The organism is Inhella inkyongensis (assembly GCF_005952805.1).
GTDB classification, from domain to species: domain Bacteria; phylum Pseudomonadota; class Gammaproteobacteria; order Burkholderiales; family Burkholderiaceae_C; genus Inhella; species Inhella inkyongensis.
Genome location: NZ_CP040709.1, coordinates 1,082,410 through 1,100,316 on the forward strand (window position 1 = coordinate 1,082,410; position 17,907 = coordinate 1,100,316).

17 protein-coding genes and 1 tRNA gene are annotated in these 17,907 nt (G+C 69.1%); 13 read left to right on the forward strand and 5 right to left on the reverse strand.

What is annotated here, in order from left to right; all coding sequences use genetic code 11:
* The first annotated feature begins 47 nt into the window (after nucleotides 1–47).
* The 7 genes from mutM (at nucleotide 48) to FF090_RS05370 (ending at nucleotide 6,441) form a co-directional block, all read left to right on the forward strand.
* Nucleotides 48–878, forward strand: a complete 831-nt coding sequence (gene mutM / locus FF090_RS05340; RefSeq protein ID WP_138855744.1) for a bifunctional DNA-formamidopyrimidine glycosylase/DNA-(apurinic or apyrimidinic site) lyase — start codon at nucleotides 48–50, stop codon at nucleotides 876–878.
* 188 nt (nucleotides 879–1,066) lie between these two features.
* Nucleotides 1,067–2,050, forward strand: a complete 984-nt coding sequence (gene mutY, locus FF090_RS05345) for an A/G-specific adenine glycosylase (RefSeq protein WP_246071515.1) — start codon at nucleotides 1,067–1,069, stop codon at nucleotides 2,048–2,050.
* The gene (locus tag FF090_RS05350) at nucleotides 2,050–3,558 is read left to right on the forward strand and encodes a hypothetical protein (RefSeq protein WP_138855746.1); all 1,509 of its coding nucleotides are present in this window, start codon (nucleotides 2,050–2,052) and stop codon (nucleotides 3,556–3,558) included. The genes mutY and FF090_RS05350 overlap by 1 nt, the downstream gene beginning before the upstream one ends.
* Nucleotides 3,558–4,214 (forward strand): 5-oxoprolinase subunit PxpB, encoded by a 657-nt coding sequence (gene pxpB, locus FF090_RS05355; RefSeq protein WP_375137409.1) that lies wholly within the window; start codon nucleotides 3,558–3,560, stop codon nucleotides 4,212–4,214. Before FF090_RS05350 ends, pxpB begins: the two co-directional genes overlap by 1 nt.
* The gene (locus FF090_RS05360; RefSeq protein WP_138855748.1) at nucleotides 4,211–5,140 is read left to right on the forward strand and encodes a 5-oxoprolinase subunit C family protein; all 930 of its coding nucleotides are present in this window, start codon (nucleotides 4,211–4,213) and stop codon (nucleotides 5,138–5,140) included. Before pxpB ends, FF090_RS05360 begins: the two co-directional genes overlap by 4 nt.
* On the forward strand, nucleotides 5,125–5,829 hold the full coding sequence (locus tag FF090_RS05365; RefSeq protein ID WP_138858294.1) for a 5-oxoprolinase subunit PxpA: 705 nt from the start codon (nucleotides 5,125–5,127) through the stop codon (nucleotides 5,827–5,829). The genes FF090_RS05360 and FF090_RS05365 overlap by 16 nt, the downstream gene beginning before the upstream one ends.
* Before the next feature lie 99 nt (nucleotides 5,830–5,928).
* Complete coding sequence (locus tag FF090_RS05370) at nucleotides 5,929–6,441, forward strand: hypothetical protein (RefSeq protein WP_138855749.1); 513 nt, start codon at nucleotides 5,929–5,931, stop codon at nucleotides 6,439–6,441.
* 11 nt (nucleotides 6,442–6,452) lie between these two features.
* Here FF090_RS05370 and FF090_RS05375 read toward each other — a convergent pair whose 3' ends face one another.
* Genes FF090_RS05375 through FF090_RS05390 form a run of 4 tightly spaced genes read right to left on the reverse strand, consistent with a single transcriptional unit; the run spans nucleotide 6,453 to nucleotide 10,637 of the window.
* Nucleotides 6,453–7,226, reverse strand: coding sequence for a substrate-binding periplasmic protein (locus tag FF090_RS05375; RefSeq protein ID WP_138855750.1), 774 nt, complete (start codon nucleotides 7,224–7,226; stop codon nucleotides 6,453–6,455).
* A complete protein-coding gene (rapZ, locus tag FF090_RS05380) occupies nucleotides 7,216–8,100 on the reverse strand; it encodes an RNase adapter RapZ (protein ID WP_138855751.1) in 885 nt (294 codons plus the stop codon). The genes FF090_RS05375 and rapZ overlap by 11 nt, the downstream gene beginning before the upstream one ends.
* Complete coding sequence (recN, locus tag FF090_RS05385) at nucleotides 8,097–9,749, reverse strand: DNA repair protein RecN (RefSeq protein ID WP_138855752.1); 1,653 nt, start codon at nucleotides 9,747–9,749, stop codon at nucleotides 8,097–8,099. The genes rapZ and recN overlap by 4 nt, the downstream gene beginning before the upstream one ends.
* 9 nt (nucleotides 9,750–9,758) lie before the next feature.
* Nucleotides 9,759–10,637, reverse strand: a complete 879-nt coding sequence (locus tag FF090_RS05390; protein ID WP_138855753.1) for an NAD kinase — start codon at nucleotides 10,635–10,637, stop codon at nucleotides 9,759–9,761.
* 61 nt (nucleotides 10,638–10,698) lie between these two features.
* Here FF090_RS05390 and hrcA point away from each other — a divergent pair, with 61 nt between their 5' ends.
* The 5 genes from hrcA to FF090_RS05415 all read left to right on the forward strand — a co-directional run bounded on the left by hrcA (nucleotide 10,699) and on the right by FF090_RS05415 (nucleotide 15,841).
* Nucleotides 10,699–11,721 carry a heat-inducible transcriptional repressor HrcA gene (hrcA, locus tag FF090_RS05395; protein ID WP_138855754.1) on the forward strand — a complete coding sequence of 341 codons (1,023 nt, stop codon included), beginning with the start codon at nucleotides 10,699–10,701 and terminating at the stop codon, nucleotides 11,719–11,721.
* A gap of 179 nt (nucleotides 11,722–11,900) precedes the next feature.
* Nucleotides 11,901–13,817, forward strand: coding sequence for a GspE/PulE family protein (locus tag FF090_RS05400; RefSeq protein ID WP_138855755.1), 1,917 nt, complete (start codon nucleotides 11,901–11,903; stop codon nucleotides 13,815–13,817).
* 22 nt (nucleotides 13,818–13,839) lie between these two features.
* Nucleotides 13,840–14,832, forward strand: coding sequence for a hypothetical protein (locus FF090_RS05405; protein WP_138855756.1), 993 nt, complete (start codon nucleotides 13,840–13,842; stop codon nucleotides 14,830–14,832).
* 60 nt (nucleotides 14,833–14,892) lie between these two features.
* Nucleotides 14,893–14,969: transfer RNA gene (locus FF090_RS05410), tRNA-Ile, on the forward strand.
* A gap of 56 nt (nucleotides 14,970–15,025) precedes the next feature.
* Nucleotides 15,026–15,841: an SDR family oxidoreductase gene (locus FF090_RS05415; protein ID WP_138855757.1), complete on the forward strand. Its 816-nt coding sequence runs from the start codon at nucleotides 15,026–15,028 to the stop codon at nucleotides 15,839–15,841.
* On the opposite strand, the gene FF090_RS05420 is transcribed toward FF090_RS05415, so the two are convergent.
* Nucleotides 15,829–16,938 (reverse strand): J domain-containing protein, encoded by a 1,110-nt coding sequence (locus FF090_RS05420; RefSeq protein ID WP_138855758.1) that lies wholly within the window; start codon nucleotides 16,936–16,938, stop codon nucleotides 15,829–15,831. The two genes, FF090_RS05415 and FF090_RS05420, sit on opposite strands and share 13 nt — an antisense overlap.
* A gap of 50 nt (nucleotides 16,939–16,988) precedes the next feature.
* On the opposite strand from FF090_RS05420, the gene FF090_RS05425 reads away from it, so the two are divergent.
* Nucleotides 16,989–17,756 (forward strand): class I SAM-dependent methyltransferase, encoded by a 768-nt coding sequence (locus FF090_RS05425; RefSeq protein ID WP_175423535.1) that lies wholly within the window; start codon nucleotides 16,989–16,991, stop codon nucleotides 17,754–17,756.
* Nucleotides 17,757–17,907: the final 151 nt, after the last annotated feature.

Here is a 17,907-nt window from a genome sequence, read left to right on the forward strand (position 1 = left end):
TGGCGGGCGAGCCGGAGGTCAGGCCAGGGTTCCTACACTCCCGCCCCATGCCCGAGTTGCCCGAAGTCGAAATCACCCGCAGGGGCTTTGCCGATGCCCTGGTGGGCGCGCGCCTGCAGGCCCTGCGTCTGGGCAAGCCGCTGCGCTGGCCCTTGGGCCTGGCGCCGCAGGCTTTGGTGGGGGCCTGCGTCGGCCACGCCAGCCGGCGCGGCAAGTACATCTGGCTGCCGCTGGCCCAGGAGAGCCACCCCGATGCAGGCCTGTTGCTGCATCTGGGCATGTCGGGATCGCTGGCCTTTACCCCTGAGCCGCAAGCGCTGGGGCCGCACCAGCATCTGGCCATCGACACCAGCCAGGGCTGCCTGACCCTGACCGATCCGCGGCGCTTCGGTGCGGTGGTTTGGTCGCAGAGCCTGGATCACGCCCCTGCGGCCAGCCTGCTGGCCGGCTTGGGTGCCGAACCTTTTGACGAAGGCCTGAGCGCCGCGCGTCTGCGCGCTGGCTTCCAGGGGCGTCGCCAAGCCATCAAACAGGCCCTGCTGAGCGGTGATGTGGTGGTGGGCGCCGGCAATATCTACGCCTGCGAGGCGCTGTGGCAGGCGCGCATCCATCCCAGCACCCCGGCGGCGCGTCTCAGTCTGGTGCGCTGTGAACGCCTGCTGGCGGCCGTGCGCAATGTGCTGGCCGCTGCCTTGGATGCTGGCGGCAGCACATTGCGCGATTTCTCCAGCAGCCTCGGTGCCATCGGGCGCTACCAAAGCCTGGTGGCCGTCTATGGCCGCGAGGGACAGCCCTGCCCGCGCTGCCAGCAGGCAGTGCGCCGCATGGTGCAAGGCCAGCGCTCGACCTTTTACTGTGCCCGGTGCCAGCGGCCATGAAAGAAAGGAGCCCCCAGTCTGCGCCGCACAGCGGCTCCGCCACCTTGCAGGCCGCCTCTGGGCAGAGCCCAGCCTCTTCGGCAGGCACAAACGGTCCTAAGGACCCTTTGTGTCCCGCCTCAGCCCCCCGGGGGGGCGCGCTCCTGCTTGGGAGCGGCTCGGCGCAGGAGCGGGATTTCTCTCCCCTCTTGCTGTCCTGGCAGCGCGCGCATGGGCGCCATGCATTGCCCTGGTCGGGCAGCCGCGACCCTTATCGCATCTGGCTCTCCGAGGTGATGCTGCAGCAGACCCAGGTGGCCACGGTCAAGGCCTATTACGCGCGATTTCTGGAGCGCTTTGCCAGCGTGCAGGACTTGGCCGCCGCACCGCTGGACGAGGTATTGGCGCTCTGGGCCGGGCTGGGTTACTACTCACGAGCGCGCAATCTGCATGCTTGCGCTCAGGCGGTGGCGGCGCTCGGCGGCTTTCCGCGCCGTGCGGCCGAGCTGGAGCAACTGCCGGGGATCGGCCGCAGCACGGCGCGGGCCATCGCGGCCTTCTGTTTTGACGAGCGGCTCTCTATCTTGGACGGCAATGTCAAGCGGGTGCTGGCGCGCCTGCTGGCCTTTGAACAGGACCTGGCCCGCGCGCCCGCGCAGCGCGAGCTGTGGGCGCTGGCCGATGCGCTGGTTCCCGCACAAGCGAGCGACATGCCAGCCTACACGCAGGGCCTGATGGATCTGGGTGCAACGCTGTGCACGCCGCGGCAGCCGCGGTGTGGCGAGTGCCCGGTGCAGGCCTTGTGCCAGGCGCAGGCGCAAGGGCGCCAAGCCGAGTTGCCGCTCAAGAGTCGGCGCCTGGTCAGGGGGCGGCGCGAAAACTGGTGGTTGATGCTGCAGCGCGAGCACGACGGTGCGGTGTGGCTGCAGCAGCGCCCCGATACTGGCGTCTGGGCCGGCTTGTGGAGCCTGCCCTTGTTCGAGTCCGAGGCCGAGCTGCTTTCGCAATTTCCGCCGCAGGCCCTCGAACCCTTGCCGCGCATTGACCATGCGCTGACTCATTTCGATTGGGTGCTGCACCCGCGCCGCCTGCTGTGGGCGGCCGCGCCCAGCCCCCTGCCCGAGGGCCGCTGGGTGGCCCCCGATGAATGGGCCGCCTTTGGCATGCCCGCGCCTTTGAAGAAGATGCTTTGATGACTGTGCTGCGATTTCTGTTCCCGGCCCTGTTGATGCAACCGGTGCTGGCCCAAACCCCGGCCGAGTCGCCTGAGCGCCCGCAGTACCAACCCGCCGCCATCGAGGCCAGCTGGACCCCGCTGCGTCTACCCAGTGGCGAGCGCACGGCCCTGGCGGGCCTGAGCTATATGGTCGCGGTGAACGAGGACTGGGGCCTGGGCCCGGCGGTCTTCGGCGCGGCGCGGGGCGCCTATGGTGGCTTTTTCACGGCGGGTGTGCAGGTGCAGCGTCGCTGGGATCTGGGCGGGCCCTTGCACCTGGCCACCAGCCTCTATGTGGGGGCCGGTGGCGGGGTGAGCTCGCCCCAGGTCAACAGCGGAGGCGGGCTGATGCTGCGCCCCGAGCTCAGCCTGCGCAGCCGCGTGGGTCGAAGCGGCTATGTCGGCCTGGGCTGGAGCCGCGTGCATTTCCCCAGCGGCACCATCCGCGACAGCCAATTGGCCTTTACCTTGGGCATGGCCAATGACTTCAGTGCTTTTTCGCCCAGCCGCAGCGGCGCCGTGGGGCGCGGCGGTGAGCGTGAAGGCATGGGCTTTGATGAGATTGCGCTGAGTGCCGGCGTGGAGCGCTTGCGCAGCGGCCATACCCGGACCGGTCAGCCCCTGAAGCGCGGCGTGGGCCGGGCTGGCGCTGAACTGCGCCAGTACGTGGCGCCCGATTCCTGGTGGGGCCTGGAGGCCAGCGGTGCGGCCAAGGGCGGGGCCGATGGCTATATGGAGATCCTGGGCAATATCGGCCAGGACTTTGCGCTGGGCAGCGAGAACCTGCGCGCCGGCCTGCAACTCTCGGCGGGCTTGGGCGGTGGCGGTGCGGTGGATACCGGCAGCGGTTGGCTGCTGCGCGCCGGGCCGACCTTGCGCTGGATCACGCCCTGGGGCCCCTCGGTGCAGCTGCTGGCCGCGCAGATGAAGGCGCGGGGAGATTACTCGGCACGCCAGTTGCGTCTGTCGCTGGCCATTCCGCTGGATCAGCCGCGCGGCTTGGGGCGGCTGGACGAGCAAGGCCGGGTGCGCGAGCAGACCTGGGCCTTGAGCCTGCCGCACTTTCCGCGCATGCCTTTCAAGGACGGCAAGCGCGAGGCCATCACGGGTTTGGGCTTGCAGATGCATCGTGATTTCAACACCCAGTGGTATGGCACGGCGCAGGCCGGCAGTGCAGCCTGGGGCCGGGCCGGTGCGTATTCCTATGGCTTGTTTGGCCTGGGCTGGAAGACCCAGCCTTTCGCCGGCGGCAGCCTGCGCGCCGGCGTGGAGGCCCTGGTGGGCGCGGCCGGTGGCGGCGGCGTGCAGGTGGGCAGCGGTGCCGCTGCCCAGGGTGAGGCCTGGTTGCAATGGCAGGGGCTTGGCGCGCAAGAGCGTTGGCGCGCTCGTCTGGGTTTGGGGCGCTGGGCCAGCCGGGGCGGGGAGTCCACCCCCATGGTGAACCTGAGCCTGGGTTACTCCTTCGGCGTGCTGGGCGCGCGTTGATCAAGATGCCCCGGTTTCAGCTGCTCGGCGAAGGCTGCGCGTTGCTGGAATTGGGGCCCGGCGTGGACGCTGATTTCGGGGTCGGGGCGCAACAGCGGCTGTTGGCCTTGGCCGAGCAGTTGCGCAGTCAGGGTCTTTGGCTGGAGGTGGTGCCCGGGCGGCACAACCTCGGTTTGCAGTTCGATCCGCTGCGCCACGCCGGCGCTGAGGTGCTGGCGCGCTTGCAGCAGGCCTGGGCGCTTTGCCCGACGCCAGCGGCCATGGGGGCGCGTGAACTGCAGATCCCGGTCCATTACGGCGGCGATGCCGGGCCGGATCTGGCCGAGGCCGCCGCGCATTGCGGCTTGAGCGTGGCGGCGTTTGTCGATCAGCACAGCGCGCCGACCTATGAGGTGGCCTTCTTGGGCTTCCAGCCGGGCTTTGCCTATCTGGAAGGGCTGCCGCAGCAGCTGCACTGTCCGCGCCGTGCCGAGCCGCGCCTGCGGGTGCCGGCGGGTTCGCTGGGCATTGGCGGGGCGCAGACCGGCATCTATCCCGCCGCCAGTCCTGGCGGCTGGCAGTTGATCGGCCGCACCGATCTGCGACTCTTCGATCCGCAGCGCCAGCCGGCCTGTCTGTTGCAGCCGGGTGATCGCATCCGCTTTGTGCCGCAATGAGCGTCGTGATCGAGCGCGCTGCGGCGCTGACCACGGTCCAGGATCTGGGGCGGCAAGGGCTGCGCCACCTCGGGGTGGCCCGTGCCGGTGCCTGGGATGCCTTTGCCTTGCGGCGCGCCAATGCCCTGTTGGGCAATGCGCCCGGGGCGGCCGGCATTGAACTTGTTGCCGCGCCCCTGCACCTGCGATTTGAAGTCGACACCTGGTTTGCGCTCTGTGGCGCGGCCTTTGAGCTGCACCTGGACGACCGACCCCTGCGCACCGAATGGCGTTGGCCGGCGCGCGCGGGTCAGGTCTTGCGGGTGCAGGGGCCCGGCGCATATCAGGGTCGCTGCGGCCTGCTGGCCATGGCGGGCGGCGTGGACTTGCCGGCGCAACTGGGCGCGGTGGCCACCGATCTGCGCGCCGGCCTGGGTGGGCTGGAGGGGCGGGCGTTGCGCGCTGGTGATCGCCTGCCCCTGGGCGCTGCCCGAGCGCTGCAGGGCGTGCGGGGTCTGAGTCCTGCGGCCTGGACGCCCGAGCTGCGGGTGCTGCCGGGTCTCGAGTTTGAGCAACTTTGCGAGCCGCAGGCACTGCTGGCGCAGGAATGGACCTTGAACCCGCAGAGCGATCGCATGGGCGCGCGCTTGATGGGCGAGACCCTGGCCCTGCGCCAGCCGCTGGAGATGGACTCGCACGCGGTCTGGCCCGGGCTGATTCAATTGCCGCCCGGAGGCCAGCCCATCGTCTTGCAGGCCGATGCCCAGACCACCGGGGGCTATCCGCGTCTGGGCATGGTGATCGCGGCCGATCAATGGAAACTGGCCCAGGCCAGACCGGGACAAGGTCTGCGCTTGCGTGCGGTGACGGGCGAGCAGGCCGTGCAGGCCCTGGCGGAACGTGAGCGCGAGTTGGAGCAGTGGCAGTGGCGATGCAGATTGAGTTGAATGCCGATGTGGGCGAGGGCGGTGCGGCCGATGCTGAGCTGTTGGCCCTGGTGCACCGCGCCAACATTGCCTGCGGCTGGCATGCGGGCGACGGCGCCACCCAGCGTGCCGCCCTGGCGGCCTGCCGTACCTATGGAGTGCGGGCCGGCGCCCACCCCAGCTTTCCGGATCGCGCCGGCTTTGGTCGCCGCGAGATGGCGCGCGCGCCGGCCGATGTTGAGGCCGATCTGATCGTGCAGATCGCCGGCCTGCAGGCCTTGGCTGCGCAGATGGGACTGCGCATCGAACATGTGAAGCCCCATGGCGCGCTCTACAACCAGGCCGCGCGCGAGCCCGAGCTGGCCGATGCCGTGGCGCGTGCCGTGCGCCATTGCGGGGCGGACCTGTTGCTGGTCGGCCTGGCCGGCAGCGAGCTGTTGCGAGCGGCGCAGCGCCACGGCCTGCGCAGCCAGGCCGAGGCCTTTGCCGATCGTGCCTACTTGCCCCATGGCAGTTTGGCGCCGCGCACCCGGCCCGGTGCCCTGCTGCATGGCCCGCAAGCTGTGGCGCAGGGCTTGGCCCTGGCGCGCGGGGAGCCCATTGCCACGCTGGACGGCAGCCTCTTGACCGTGCAGGCCCAGACCCTGTGCGTGCATGGCGACGATGCGGGGGCGCTGGATCTGGCGCGGGCCCTGAAAGCTGCGCTTTAAGCCGTTTCAGGCCCTGCCTGCTGCACTGTGTCGCATCCCGCTTGGGCGGGTGAGGGTGCATTCCTACAGTGGCGCCATCGAGATCTTCAGGAGCCCCTCATGAAATCGCCACTGATGCTTTGTCTGGCCTTGATGGCCGGTACCGCCGCAGCCCAGGAGGCCAAACCCCACGGCGGCTTCAGCGCCGGCATTGAGATGCGCGAGCAGGCCACATCCAAGGACCTGGGGTTGCCGATCTACCCTGGCGCCCAAGTTCAACGGGATACCAAGGATGACAAGGGTGCCGTCACCCTGGGTCTGTGGGGCGGCCTTTTTGGGGTGCATCTGGCCGTGGCCCAGTACCGCAGCAGCGACTCGCTGGACGAAGTGGCCGGCTTCTACCGCCGTGCCTTGGCACCCTATGGCAAGGCGCTGGAGTGCCGGGCCGACAACTCGGGCAAGCTGGCGCCCCAGCCCGCGCCCGGCCAGCTGGGTTGCGAGGATGCCGAGCCCGGACGCGATGGGCTGGTGCTCAAGGTGGGCAGCAAGAAGGATCAGCGGGTGGTGGCCTTCCAAATCAAGGGCAAGGAGCTGCACTTCCAGTTGGTGCGGCTGACCGCACGAGGCGACTGAACAGTGATTGATCAACGACCGTAGAACCACTTCTCGTAGATCTTGCGGTCCAGCCCTTCCTCGCTGATGGCGCGGAAAACCGCATTGACCTCGGCCTCAAGGCCGATCTTGGGAGACTTCTTGGAGAAGGCTACGGCCAGCGCGGTGGTGTTGAGAACCAGGGTGCCGCCAAACTTGTCCATCACGCCTTGCTTGGCGGCGGCGTAATCGATGGAGGACAGTGAGCCCACCACCCCATCGATGCTGCGCCCTGCGCCCAGCATGCGCACACCGGTGCTGTAGTCCAGCACCCATTCCTTGCGCATCTCGGGATCGATGTCGTAGCGCGGGTCCACCTTCAGGCCCCGTGGGGTGCCCAGGCTCAGCTTGCGCAGCTCCTCGTAGCTGCCCACCTCGGCGCCCTTGCGAAAGCGCGCACCGAAAACGAGCGGTGGCTTGAAGGCCTGGCCCCTGTTGGCATAGCGCGCACGGGCATCACCCCAGGCCATGATGGCAAAGTCGGTCTCGCCGCTCTCCAACTCCTGCTCGACGCGGATATAGGGCGTCAGCGTGAGATGCACGGTGTGACCGCTGCGCCGCTCGAACTCACGCGCCAGGTCCACCACCACGCCGATCAGCTTCTCTTTGGCCTGCGGGTCCGGGTTGCGCATGCCCCAGGGTTCGAACTGGATCACGGCCAGCTTGAACTCGGCGGCGCCAGCTGGCTGGAGGGAGGCCAGTGCCAGTGCCAGTGCCAGTGCCAGGGCCAGGGCCAGGGCCAGGGCCAGGGCAGATTTAGCGCGCATCCAGCTCACGATGGCGCTTCAACACCTGACCACGGTGCGCGAATTGCAGCGTGAGCTGTTCCACCAGATAGACCGAGCGGTGCTGGCCGCCGGTGCAGCCGATGGCGACGGTGAGATAGCTGCGCTGGTCGGCCGCAAAGGCGGGCAGCCATTGGTCCATGAAGGCGGCGATCTGGCTGCGCATCAAGCTGACCTCGGGCTGCATATCGAGGTATTGCGCCACCGGCTCGTCGCGACCGGTTAGCGCCCGCAATTCGTGCACGTAATAGGGGTTGGGCAGCACGCGCACATCAAACACAAAGTCGGCATCCGAGGGCACGCCGTGCTTGAAGGCGAAGCTCTCGAACACCAGGGTCAGCGAGCCGCCGCGCACACTCACAAGGTCTCGCACCCAGCCGCGCAGCTGGGCCGGGCGCAGCAGGCTGGTGTCGATCACCGTGCTTTCGACGCGCAGCGCGGCCAGCAGCTCGCGTTCGATCTCGATGGCGTCCAGCAGCAGGCGCGAATCGTCGGCGGCGCCATGGGCGCGCTCCTCGGCACTGACGTCGCGCAGCGGATGCGGGCGGCGCGTCTCGCTGAAGCGGCGCAGCAGGGCCTCGGTATTGGCGTCGAGAAAAATCGAGCGCACCGCATGGCCTTCGCTGCGCAGTTGCTTGATCAGGGGCAGCAAGTGCGGCAGCGAGCCCTTGGAGCGCACGTCCACGGCAATCGCCACCCGGCGCGGCTCGCGCTGCTCTTCCAGGGCCAGGAAGTTCATCAGCAGCTCGGGCGGCAGGTTGTCGATGCAGAAGAAGCCGGCGTCTTCCAGCGCGTGCATGGCAATGGACTTGCCGCCGCCGCTCATGCCGGTGACCAGCACCAGTTCGTGGTTCATCGTGCCGCCCCTTCCAACAGTTCCTGCGCATGGGCCAGGCCGGCCTCGCTGCGCGTGGCGCCGCCCAGCATGCGCGCGATCTCCTGCACGCGATCTTCGCCGCGAACCGGGCGCACCTGGGAAGTCACGCCGACGGCCGAGCTGGCCTTGCTGACCACCCAGTGGGCATCGGCGCAGGCCGCTACCTGCGGCAGATGGGTGACAGCCAGCACCTGGCGTTCGCGCCCCAGTTGTTGCATCAGGCGGCCCACGGTCTCGGCCACGGCGCCACCCACGCCGGCGTCGATCTCGTCAAAGATCAGGGTCGGCGCGCCGGCCTTTTCAGCGCGCGCGGTGCACACCGCAATGGCCAGCGCGATGCGCGAGAGCTCGCCACCCGAGGCCACTTTGGCCAGTGGCCGTGGCGTGGCGCTGGCGTGGCCGGCCACCAGCAGTTCGGCGGACTCCAGGCCGAAGCTTTGCGGCTGCTCCTGTGCCAGCAGCTCGATCTCCAGCCGTCCGCCCGCCATGCCCAGCTGCTGCATGGCCTGCGTGACCAGCTTGGCGAGCTTGGGTGCCTGCGCGCGGCGCAGCTTGCTGGCGGCGGTGGCCACGCGGTCGAAGTCCTTGCGCGCGGCGTCCACCTGGGCCTGCAAGGCGGCCAGATCGCTCTGCGCATCCAGGGCCGCCAGTTCCTGCCGCCACTGGGCTTGCAGGGCGGGCAGCTCAGCCGGTGGGCGGCGATAGCGCCGCGCCAACTGCATCCAGCTGGAAAGGCGCTCGTCCAGCTGACCCAGGCGATCGGGGTCAGGCTCGGCCCCGCGCAGATAGGCGCGCAAGGTGTGGGCGGCATCGTCCAGCTGGGCTTGTGCACCTTCCAGCGCGTCCAGGGCCGACTGCAAATCGGCGTCAAACGCCACCACCTCGCGCAGGGCTTGGGCGGCAGCGTGCAAGCGGGTCTCGGCGCTGTCCTCGGATTCGCTGACGGCGCCCAGCGCCAGCTGGCTGGCGTCGATCAAGGCCTGGGCATGAGCGAGGCGTTGGTGCTCGGCGTTCAGTTCTTCCCACTCGTGCTCGCCAGGCGCCAGCTTGCCAACCTCGTCGAGCTGCCATTGCAGGCGTTCGCGCTCGCGTGCCAGGCCATCCTGCTGGGTCTGCGCGGCCTGCAGGGCGATTTGTGCCGCACGCCAGGCCGCGTGGGTACGGGCCAAGCTGGCACTCTCAACTTCGGCAAAGCCATCCAGCAGGGCGCGCACGCTGGCCGGGCGGGTCAGTTTCTGCCAGGCATGCTGGCCATGGATGTCGATCAGGAATTCGCCCACCTCGCCCAACTGCGCCACCGTGGCCGGGCTGCCATTGATCCAGGCGCGGCTCTTGCCCTGGGCGTCGATCACGCGGCGCAGCAGCAGCTCGTCGCTCGCGAAGCCGGCTTCCTCCAACCAGGCGCGCGCCGGCACGGGGCAATCGAATTCGGCGCTCAACTCGGCGCGCGCACTGCCCTCGCGCACCACACCGGCGTCGCCGCGCCCGCCCAGCAGCAGTTGCAGGGCGTCGAGCAGGATGGACTTGCCCGCGCCGGTCTCGCCGGTCAGCGCGGCAAAGCCGGCCTCGAATTCAAGTTCCAGGGTCGGGACGATGACGAAGTCCCGCAGGGTCAGGCGACGAAGCATCTCGAAGTCTCAGGATCCACCCTCGTACCAGCGGAGCTTGCGTCTGAGCGTCGCGTAATAGCTCCATCCGGTCGGGTGCAGGAACAGGCTGTGGTGCTGGCTGCGGCGCACGGTCACGCGGTCACCGTGCTGCACATGGGTCAGGGCCTGCATGTCGAAGTTCACGCTGGCATCGCGGCCGGCCACGATCTCCAGGCTGACCTCGCCGGTGTCGGGCAGCACGATGGGGCGGTTGGACAGCCCATGCGAGGCAATCGGCACCATCAGCCAGCCCGCGATGGAGGGGTGCAGTAGCGGCCCGCCGGCGCTCAGCGCATAGGCAGTGGAGCCGGTGGGTGAGGCCACGATCACGCCGTCCGCGCGGATGTTGGCGACGAATTCCTCGCCCACATGGATGCGCAGCTCCACCATGCCGGCGCTGGCGCCGCGGCTCACCACCACATCGTTCAGGGCCAGGCCGGAAAAGATGTTCTCGCCCTCGCGCCAGACCGCGCCTTCGAGCATGGAGCGCTGCTCGGTCTCGTAGTCGCCGTCCAGGATGGGGGTGAGTGCCTCGCGGAACTGCTCGGCCGGGATGTCGGTGATGAAGCCCAAGCGCCCCTGGTTGATGCCTACCAAAGGGATGCCAAACGGCGCCACCTCGCGGGCAAAGCCCAGCATGGTGCCGTCACCGCCCACCACCACGGCGAGGTCGCATTGCTGGCCGATCTCGTGGGCGTCCAGCACCGGATAGCCGCTCAGATCGGCCGAGGCCGCGCTCTGGCGCTCCAGGCTCACGCGCAGGCCCTTGCTGCGCAGGAACTGGCGGATTTGCTCGACGATGGGGCCGCTGGTGGGGGCCTGATGCTTGGCCACCAGCGCGACATGGGAGAAACGGGGCCCTGACATGGCGGCGGATGATAGGTTCCCCGGACTGCTCTCCAATGACGGCTGACGCAGAATTCGCCCCATGCTTGACGACCGCGCCCGTTCACTGCTGAAAACCCTGGTGGAGCACTACATCGCCGACGGCCAGCCCGTGGGCTCGCGCACGCTCTCCAAGGCCTCGGGCCTGGAGCTGAGTGCAGCCACCATCCGCAATGTGATGGCCGATCTGGAGGAGCTGGGCCTGATCGCCAGCCCGCACACCAGCGCCGGCCGCATCCCCACGGCCCTGGGCTATCGCATGTTTGTGGACACCATGCTCACGGCCCGGCCGGGCCTGTTGCAGCAGGAGGTGAGCGCGCTGGAAGGTCAGTTGCAGCCTGATCAACCCCAACGGGTGATCACCCATGCGGCGCAGATGCTGTCCAGCCTGTCCAACTTCGTGGGCGTGATCACCGCACCGCGCAAGCCCTCGGTGTTCCGTCAGATCGAGTTCCTGCGCCTGGCCGAGCGCCGCGTGCTGGTCATCCTGGTCAGCCCCGACGGCGATGTGCAAAACCGCGTGGTGATGACGGCGCAGGACCACAGCCAGACCGAGCTGACCGAGGCTGCCAACCGCCTGAACGCCCAGTACAGCGGCCTGACCCTGGAGGTGGTGCGCGAACGCATCCGCACCGAGGTCGAGCAGCTGCGCGGCGAGATTGCCGGGCTGATGAATGCGGCCGTGCAGGTCAGCGGCGAGAGCCTGGGCGAGCAGGTGGTGATCAGCGGCGAGCGCAATCTGCTTTCGGTGCAGGACTTTTCCAACGATCTGGGCAGCCTGCGCCGGATGTTTGGGCTGTTCGAGGAAAAGACCGCCCTGATGCGCTTGTTGGACGTCAGCAGCAGGGCGGAAGGCGTGCGCATCTTCATCGGTGGCGAGAGTCAGGTCGTTCCCTATGAGGAACTCAGCATCGTCAGCGCGCCCTACGAGGTCGACGGCCAGATCGTCGGCACCCTGGGTGTGATCGGACCCACCCGCATGGCCTACGACCGCATGATCCAAATCGTCGATGTGACCTCGCGCATGGTCGGTCAGGCCTTGAGTCAGGCTCGAAGCGGGTCCTGAGGAGCGAGACCGGACGGCATCAGCCGGGGGGCTGATGCCGCCTGCCGAGCGCCAAGGCCGCTGGCTTTGGCCGTGCGACGCCTGACAGAGGACCGGCCGCATGCAGGCGGACGGGCATGTCGGCGCGCTGATTGCGTCAAATCAAGGGCGACTGAGCACGCTAGGCCTAGGCTGGGGCCATGCCCAGCTTTGAACACGACACGGTGCCTGCCGCTCTGGACGCACTGGACGAAGCCCCCAGCGCGCCGGTGCCGCCGGTCTGGGGCAATGAAGCCGAAGGCCTGTGGGCCGAGCTGCAAAAGGTGCCTCGTCACCACGCGCCGCATTTGGGCGAGGCGCTGGTTGAGGCCGGCTTTCTGACCCCAGCGCAGCTGCGCCAGGCCCTGCGCTATCAGGACCAAATGGCCCAGCACGTGCCTCTGGGCGAAGTCTTGGTGCTGCAGGGCTTGCTGACCGCCGCGCAGTTGCGACACATGCTGGCCGCCTGGATGGGCGTGCCCACCGTGGACCTTGGGCGCTTCCAGCCTGAGGCCGAGGCGCTGGCGCTGCTGCCGCCCCTGCTGGCGGATCGGGAGGCGGCACTGCCCCTGATGTGCCGCGAGGACACCCTGGTGGTGGCCGTGGCGGACCCCTGGGACCCCCGGCTGCTGGAGATGCTGCGCTTCACCACCGAGCACCGCATTCGGCCGGTGCTGCCCTTGCCCGGAACCCTGGCGCCGGCGCTGGCCCGGGCCTACCGGCGCGTGCCCACGGCCTCCGCCGGCGAGGCGGTGGCGCCACCGCCGGGCGTCAGCAGTCTGTCCGAGCTGGCCCAGGAGCTGGCCCGCTCCAATGAGCAGGGCGAGACCCAGGCCGATGTGGTCTCGGAGTCCGACAACACCCTGGTGCGTCTGATCAATCGCCTGATCCAGGACGCCATCGAGTTGCGTGCCTCGGACATCCATATCGAAACCTTCGAGCCCCCGCGCCCCGTGCGGGTGCGGCTGCGCATCGACGGTGAGTTGCGCCGCCACCTGGAGCTGCCGGCGCGAGTGCGCTTTGCCATCGTGGCGCGGCTCAAGGTGATGGCCGAGCTGGATATTTCCGAGCACCGGCGGCCGCAGGACGGCAAGCTGGACTTCGCGCGCTTCGGCCATCAGCGCATGGAGCTGCGCATGGTCACGGTGCCCACCAGCGGTGGGCTGGAGGACGTGGTGCTGCGGCTGCTCGGCGGGGTCAAGCCGCTGCCGCTGGATGGCATCGGGCTGTCCGAGCGCAATCTTCAAGCCCTGCGTGGCGTGATGTGCAAGGCCTATGGCCTGCTGCTGATCTGCGGTCCTACCGGCTGCGGCAAGACCACCACGCTGCACTCGGTGATGCGGGAACTCAATGAGGACCACCGCAAGATCTGGACCGCCGAGGACCCGATCGAGATCACCCAGGAGGGCCTGCGCCAGGTGCAGGTCAATGCCCGCATCGGTTGGACCTTCGCCGCTGCCATGCGCACCTTTTTGCGCGCCGATCCGGACATCATCATGATCGGCGAGATGCGCGACGAAGAGACCGCGCGCATCGCCGTCGAGGCCTCGCTGACCGGGCATCTGGTGATGTCCACCCTGCACACGAACTCGGCGCCCGAGTCGGTGACCCGGCTGCTGGAGATCGGTCTCGACCCCTTCACCTTCTCGGACTCTTTGCTGGCCGTGCTGGCTCAGCGCCTGGTGCGGCGGCTGTGTACCGATTGCCGGGTGGCAGAGACCCTGGACGAACGGGGCGAGCGCTCGCTGGCGCGCCTGTATCTGCAGGGCGCGGCGGATGCCGATGTGGACGGGCTGCTGACCCGCTGGCGGGCACGCTTTGGCACACCGCTGCGCCAGTACCGGCGCCAGGGCTGCGCCGCCTGTGGTGGCAGCGGCTACCGCGGGCGGCTCGGCATCCATGAACTGGTGGTGGCCGACGATGCCTTGCGGGAGCTGATCCGCCGCCGCGCGCCGGCCGCCGAGATGTTTGCCGCCGCGCGTCAGACCGGCATGAACACCCTGCGCCAGGACGGCATCGAAAAGCTGCTGGCCGGGCTGACCGACCTGCCCGAAGTGCTAGCGGCCACCAATCAATAGCAGTCCCTTCAAGGAGAGCACCATGAGTTCCCCCCTGAACCCCATCCCAGGCACCCCGTGGGCTGGCTTGTCCCCCTTGATGCTGGCCAGCCTGGGTGAGTCCCTGGCCCAGCGCGCCTTGGCGTTGCAGCGCACCGCCGGCATGCCCGAGGGGGCTGTGCCCCAGCTGCGGGCCTTGGAACAGCTGGGCCTGGAGCTGCAGAGCCTGGTGCATGCGCTGGGAGGAGCCAGTCGCTCGGCGGCCGAGCCGGTGCCGCTGCGGGCGGCGGCCGAAGCCGCGCGGCGTCAGTGGCTGGCCGAACTGGCCCGGCGCGGGCTGACCCTGCGGGTCAGTGGGGCGGAGCTCAGCCAGGAGCTGGAACCGGCACGACTTCAGCATGCACTGGATCTGCTGATTGCCCACGGCCTGGCCGCCGGCGTCGATCTGCAGCTCGCCGTCGCGGCCGACGACGCGCAAGGCGCCATCCTGAGCCTGGGTGGTGCGGGCGCAGGCCCTGACCCCGCCGAACTGCACGCCCAGTTGCTGCAGTGGCTGGCGCGCGCCCAGCAATGGCCGCTGCGCCGTGACGCCGATGCGCAGGGCTGGCGGCTCTCCCTCTGTTTGGCTGCAACGCCGAATGCTCTGGCCATCGATGAGCTGCCCACCTTGCCGCGCCGCCACTGGACGCGGGAGGACCGCGTGTTGGTGATCGAGCCCGATGAGCGCACCCGCGTGCAGGCGGCGCAGCTGATCGGACGCGCCGGCTTGCGCGGCGACTGTGTGGCCACCCTGGCTCAGGCCGAAGCCGCATTGCGCGATGGCGACCCGCGCACCGTGGTCACCGGCATTCCCTTGGACGCGCCCGAGGCACAGGCTTTGTTCGGCGCGCTGCGCCAGCGCCTGCCTGGCCTGCGCTGGGTGGAACTGGTGGACCAGCCCCATGTCTTCAGTGCCGGCAGCGCCGAAGGCGGCTGGCCCGCCCGCATCTCGCGCGGCGATCTGGCTCACACCCTGCTGGCCGCCCTGGCCGACTGAAGAGATTGAGAGAGAATGCGCGCCCCCGATGGGGAGGGCTTTGAAGCCCTGTGCGGTAGGGGGCCGTTAGCTCAGTTGGTCAGAGCAGAGGACTCATAATCCTTTGGTCATTGGTTCAAGTCCAATACGGCCTACCAAGTCTGCAATTCAAAGCGTCCATTCGGACGCTTTTTCGTTTCCGGGAGGGAATTCGATGGCCCGTTTGAACGACAAGGTGGCCCTGATCACCGGCGCGGCGCGCGGCATTGGTGCGGCGATTGCCGAGGCCTTTGTGCGCGAGGGCGCGCGGGTGTGGGTCACCGATCTGGACGCCGCCGGTTCGCAGGCCCTGGCCGAACGGCTGGGTCCGCAGGCGCGCGCGGCGCGGCTGGATGTGCGCGAAGAGGCACAGTGGCAGGCCGTGCTGGCCGATGTGCTGGCGCGCGACGGCGGCCTGCAGGTGCTGGTGAACAACGCCGGCATCAGCGGGTTGGAGGGCGGCGCGGTGCACAACCCCGAGCAGGCCGAGCTGCTTGAGTGGCGCGCGGTGCATGCCACCAATCTGGACGGTGTCTTCCTGGGTTGCAAGCATGGCATCCGGGCCATGCGTGCCAGCGGAGGCGTGGGTTCCATCATCAACATCAGCTCGCGCTCCGGGCTGGTCGGTATTCCGGCTGCCGCGGCCTATGCCAGCAGCAAGGCCGCCGTGCGCAACCACAGCAAGACGGTGGCGCTCTACTGTGCCGAGCAGGGGCTGAAGATTCGCTGCAACAGCATCCACCCGGGGGCCATCCTGACGCCGATGTGGGAGCCGATGCTGGGCGAGGGCGCGCAGCGCGAGGCCAATCTGGCCGCCTTCACGGCCGATACGCCCTTGCGCCGCTTTGGCCGGCCCGAGGAGGTGGCGGCGGTGGCGCTGATGCTGGCCAGCGATGAGGCGGCCTACATGACGGGCAGCGAGTTGCACATCGACGGCGGGCTGCTGGCCGGCACGGCGGTTCGGCCCCAGTCAGGCCCTCAGGAGAAGTAGCCCATCCGTTCCAGCGCGCGCTGTTGCTCGCGCAGTTGGGCCAGCCAGCGCCGGGCCGTGTCGCGGTCGCGCAGGTTCAGCAGTTCGCGTCGGGTCTCTTGAATCTCCGTGCGCTCGTCGCGCACGGCTTCGTCCAGCAGCTTGCCGAGCTTGTCGGGCTGGGGGGCGCTGCGCGGTTCGAGATCAAAGTCGCGGCACAGGCTGATCTGGCGGCGCTTGAGCTCCAGCTCCAACTCGTCGTGCTGCTGTTGCAACATTTGGGTGAAGTGCCCCAGCTGCGCGGTGGTGGCCTGGGCGATGTGGGCCGGGTCGACCTGCTCGATCTCCAACTGCAGCGCATAGAGCGCCAGCAGGTCCTCGCGCCCATAGGCTTCGTTGACGCGCTGCATCAACTCGGTGCGACGCTTTTGGTCGGCGGAGTCGCTGGCGCGGTCCGGGTGCAGGGCGCTGGCCAGTTTGCGGAACACGGTGCGCAGGGATTGCTGAACCTGCGCCTGGGCCGCCGCCGCAGCCGCCTCTTTCTTGCGCTGAGCCGCTGAAGACTTGCGTTTGGGCTGGGGTGCGGGTGCGGCGGCTTCGGCTTGCGCCTGGGCCTGGTCCAGGCGCCGGTGGGTTTCGCGCAGCAACTCCGCCGCGGTCTCGGCCTGGATGTCGTCCAGATCCAAGCCGCTTGCGCGCGCCAGCTGCGCGCGCAGGGCCTCCAGCTCTTCGCGCTCCTGGGTATCCAGATCGACCTCGGCATGCGCGTCGTGGCGACGGCGCCAGAGATCGGTCTGGGCCTCACCCAGCAAGCCACTGGCCAGGGCCCGCTGGGCGTGGCCGGCTGCCAGGCTGGACAAGATCTCTCGCTCGCTCTTGTTCAGCCCCTTGCCGTCCAGCAGGGCCTCGATGCGTTGCAGCAGTTGCTCCTGCAGCTGCAGGTGCTCAGCCCTGAGGGGCGGGATGCGCAGCGCATGCGCCTGGGAAAAGGCCGGCAGGGCTTGGTCCCATTGCTGCAGGGTCTGGCGCAGGGCTTCGATCTTGCGCTGCAGATTGGCGAACTTGCGCTGTGCGGGGCTGCTGCTGGCGGCCTGGGGCTGGGTTTGGAGGGGGCTCATGGCGGCCGTCTGAGGTGGGGGCGCATTTTGCCGGGCCCAGAATGGCGGCCATGCGGATGGAGCACCCCTACAGCGCCGGACTGGCGCGCTACTTTCAGGCCTTTGCCAACCGCGAGCGGGCGCAGGCCTATGTTGAGTTGCTGCGGCGGGATCTGCCGCCACAGGCGGCGTTGCTGGACATCGGTGCCGGTCTGGGCCAAGTGGCGCTGGGCCTGGCCGAAGCCGGTCACGCGGTGTGGGCCTTGGAGCCCGACGCCGACATGCGCACGGTGATGCTGACCCTGGCCAGCCAGCGCCCGGGTCTGCCGTTGACCGTGCTGCCTTGGCGGGTGGACGCGCAGACGCCGGACTTGCCGACCCCGGTCGCGGCGGCAAGCGCCTTCAGCCTGCTGCATCTGTTGCCCGCTGAAGCGCAGACCGGGCTGTTGACCTGGGTGGCGCGGCAACTGCAGCCCGGTGGCTGGCTGTGGCTGGAGCTGCCGATGCAAAGCCCCGAGCGGGTGGCGGGCGACTGGCAGCTCTATGGCGAGCGCACGCAGGGTGCCGGCCGGCTGAGCATGCGCACCCGCCTGCAGGGCTCGGATGCGCAAGGCTGGCGTACCAGCTGGCGGTTTGAGTTGCGCCTGGGCCCCCATGGCTCCGTGGTCGAGGAGGCCGAGCAGCGCTGGCACTGGCAGGCGCTGACCCCCGACGCGCTGCAGGCCCTGTTGGCCAAGGGGCCGGGCTGGCAGGTGCTGGACGACTGGGCCGACGAGCACGGCACGCCCTATCGAGCAGGCACCAGTCCGCGCCGGTTGCTGCGTCTGATGCCGCGTTGAGCCGCAGCGGGCGCGGCGGGCTGCGCCTTGGCGGCGCGTGGTCACAATGCGCCCTTTCCAGTCAGGCGGGCAGTGGCATGAGCAGGGGGCGAGCGAGGAGGGTCTGGGGCGCGGTGGTTTTGCAGGGGATCTGCTGGGCTTTGGCGCTGCC

Coding starts and splice junctions, on each gene's coding strand:
- mutM (WP_138855744.1), top strand. CDS start 48: ATGCCCGAGTTGCCCGAAGTCGAAATCACCCGCAGGGGCTTTGCCGAT.
- FF090_RS05350 (WP_138855746.1), top strand. CDS start 2,050: ATGACTGTGCTGCGATTTCTGTTCCCGGCCCTGTTGATGCAACCGGTG.
- FF090_RS05360 (WP_138855748.1), top strand. CDS start 4,211: ATGAGCGTCGTGATCGAGCGCGCTGCGGCGCTGACCACGGTCCAGGAT.
- FF090_RS05365 (WP_138858294.1), top strand. CDS start 5,125: ATGCAGATTGAGTTGAATGCCGATGTGGGCGAGGGCGGTGCGGCCGAT.
- FF090_RS05370 (WP_138855749.1), top strand. CDS start 5,929: ATGAAATCGCCACTGATGCTTTGTCTGGCCTTGATGGCCGGTACCGCC.
- FF090_RS05375 (WP_138855750.1), bottom strand. CDS start 7,226: ATGCGCGCTAAATCTGCCCTGGCCCTGGCCCTGGCCCTGGCCCTGGCA.
- rapZ (WP_138855751.1), bottom strand. CDS start 8,100: ATGAACCACGAACTGGTGCTGGTCACCGGCATGAGCGGCGGCGGCAAG.
- recN (WP_138855752.1), bottom strand. CDS start 9,749: ATGCTTCGTCGCCTGACCCTGCGGGACTTCGTCATCGTCCCGACCCTG.
- FF090_RS05390 (WP_138855753.1), bottom strand. CDS start 10,637: ATGTCAGGGCCCCGTTTCTCCCATGTCGCGCTGGTGGCCAAGCATCAG.
- hrcA (WP_138855754.1), top strand. CDS start 10,699: ATGCTTGACGACCGCGCCCGTTCACTGCTGAAAACCCTGGTGGAGCAC.
- FF090_RS05400 (WP_138855755.1), top strand. CDS start 11,901: ATGCCCAGCTTTGAACACGACACGGTGCCTGCCGCTCTGGACGCACTG.
- FF090_RS05405 (WP_138855756.1), top strand. CDS start 13,840: ATGAGTTCCCCCCTGAACCCCATCCCAGGCACCCCGTGGGCTGGCTTG.
- FF090_RS05415 (WP_138855757.1), top strand. CDS start 15,026: ATGGCCCGTTTGAACGACAAGGTGGCCCTGATCACCGGCGCGGCGCGC.
- FF090_RS05420 (WP_138855758.1), bottom strand. CDS start 16,938: ATGAGCCCCCTCCAAACCCAGCCCCAGGCCGCCAGCAGCAGCCCCGCA.
- FF090_RS05425 (WP_175423535.1), top strand. CDS start 16,989: ATGCGGATGGAGCACCCCTACAGCGCCGGACTGGCGCGCTACTTTCAG.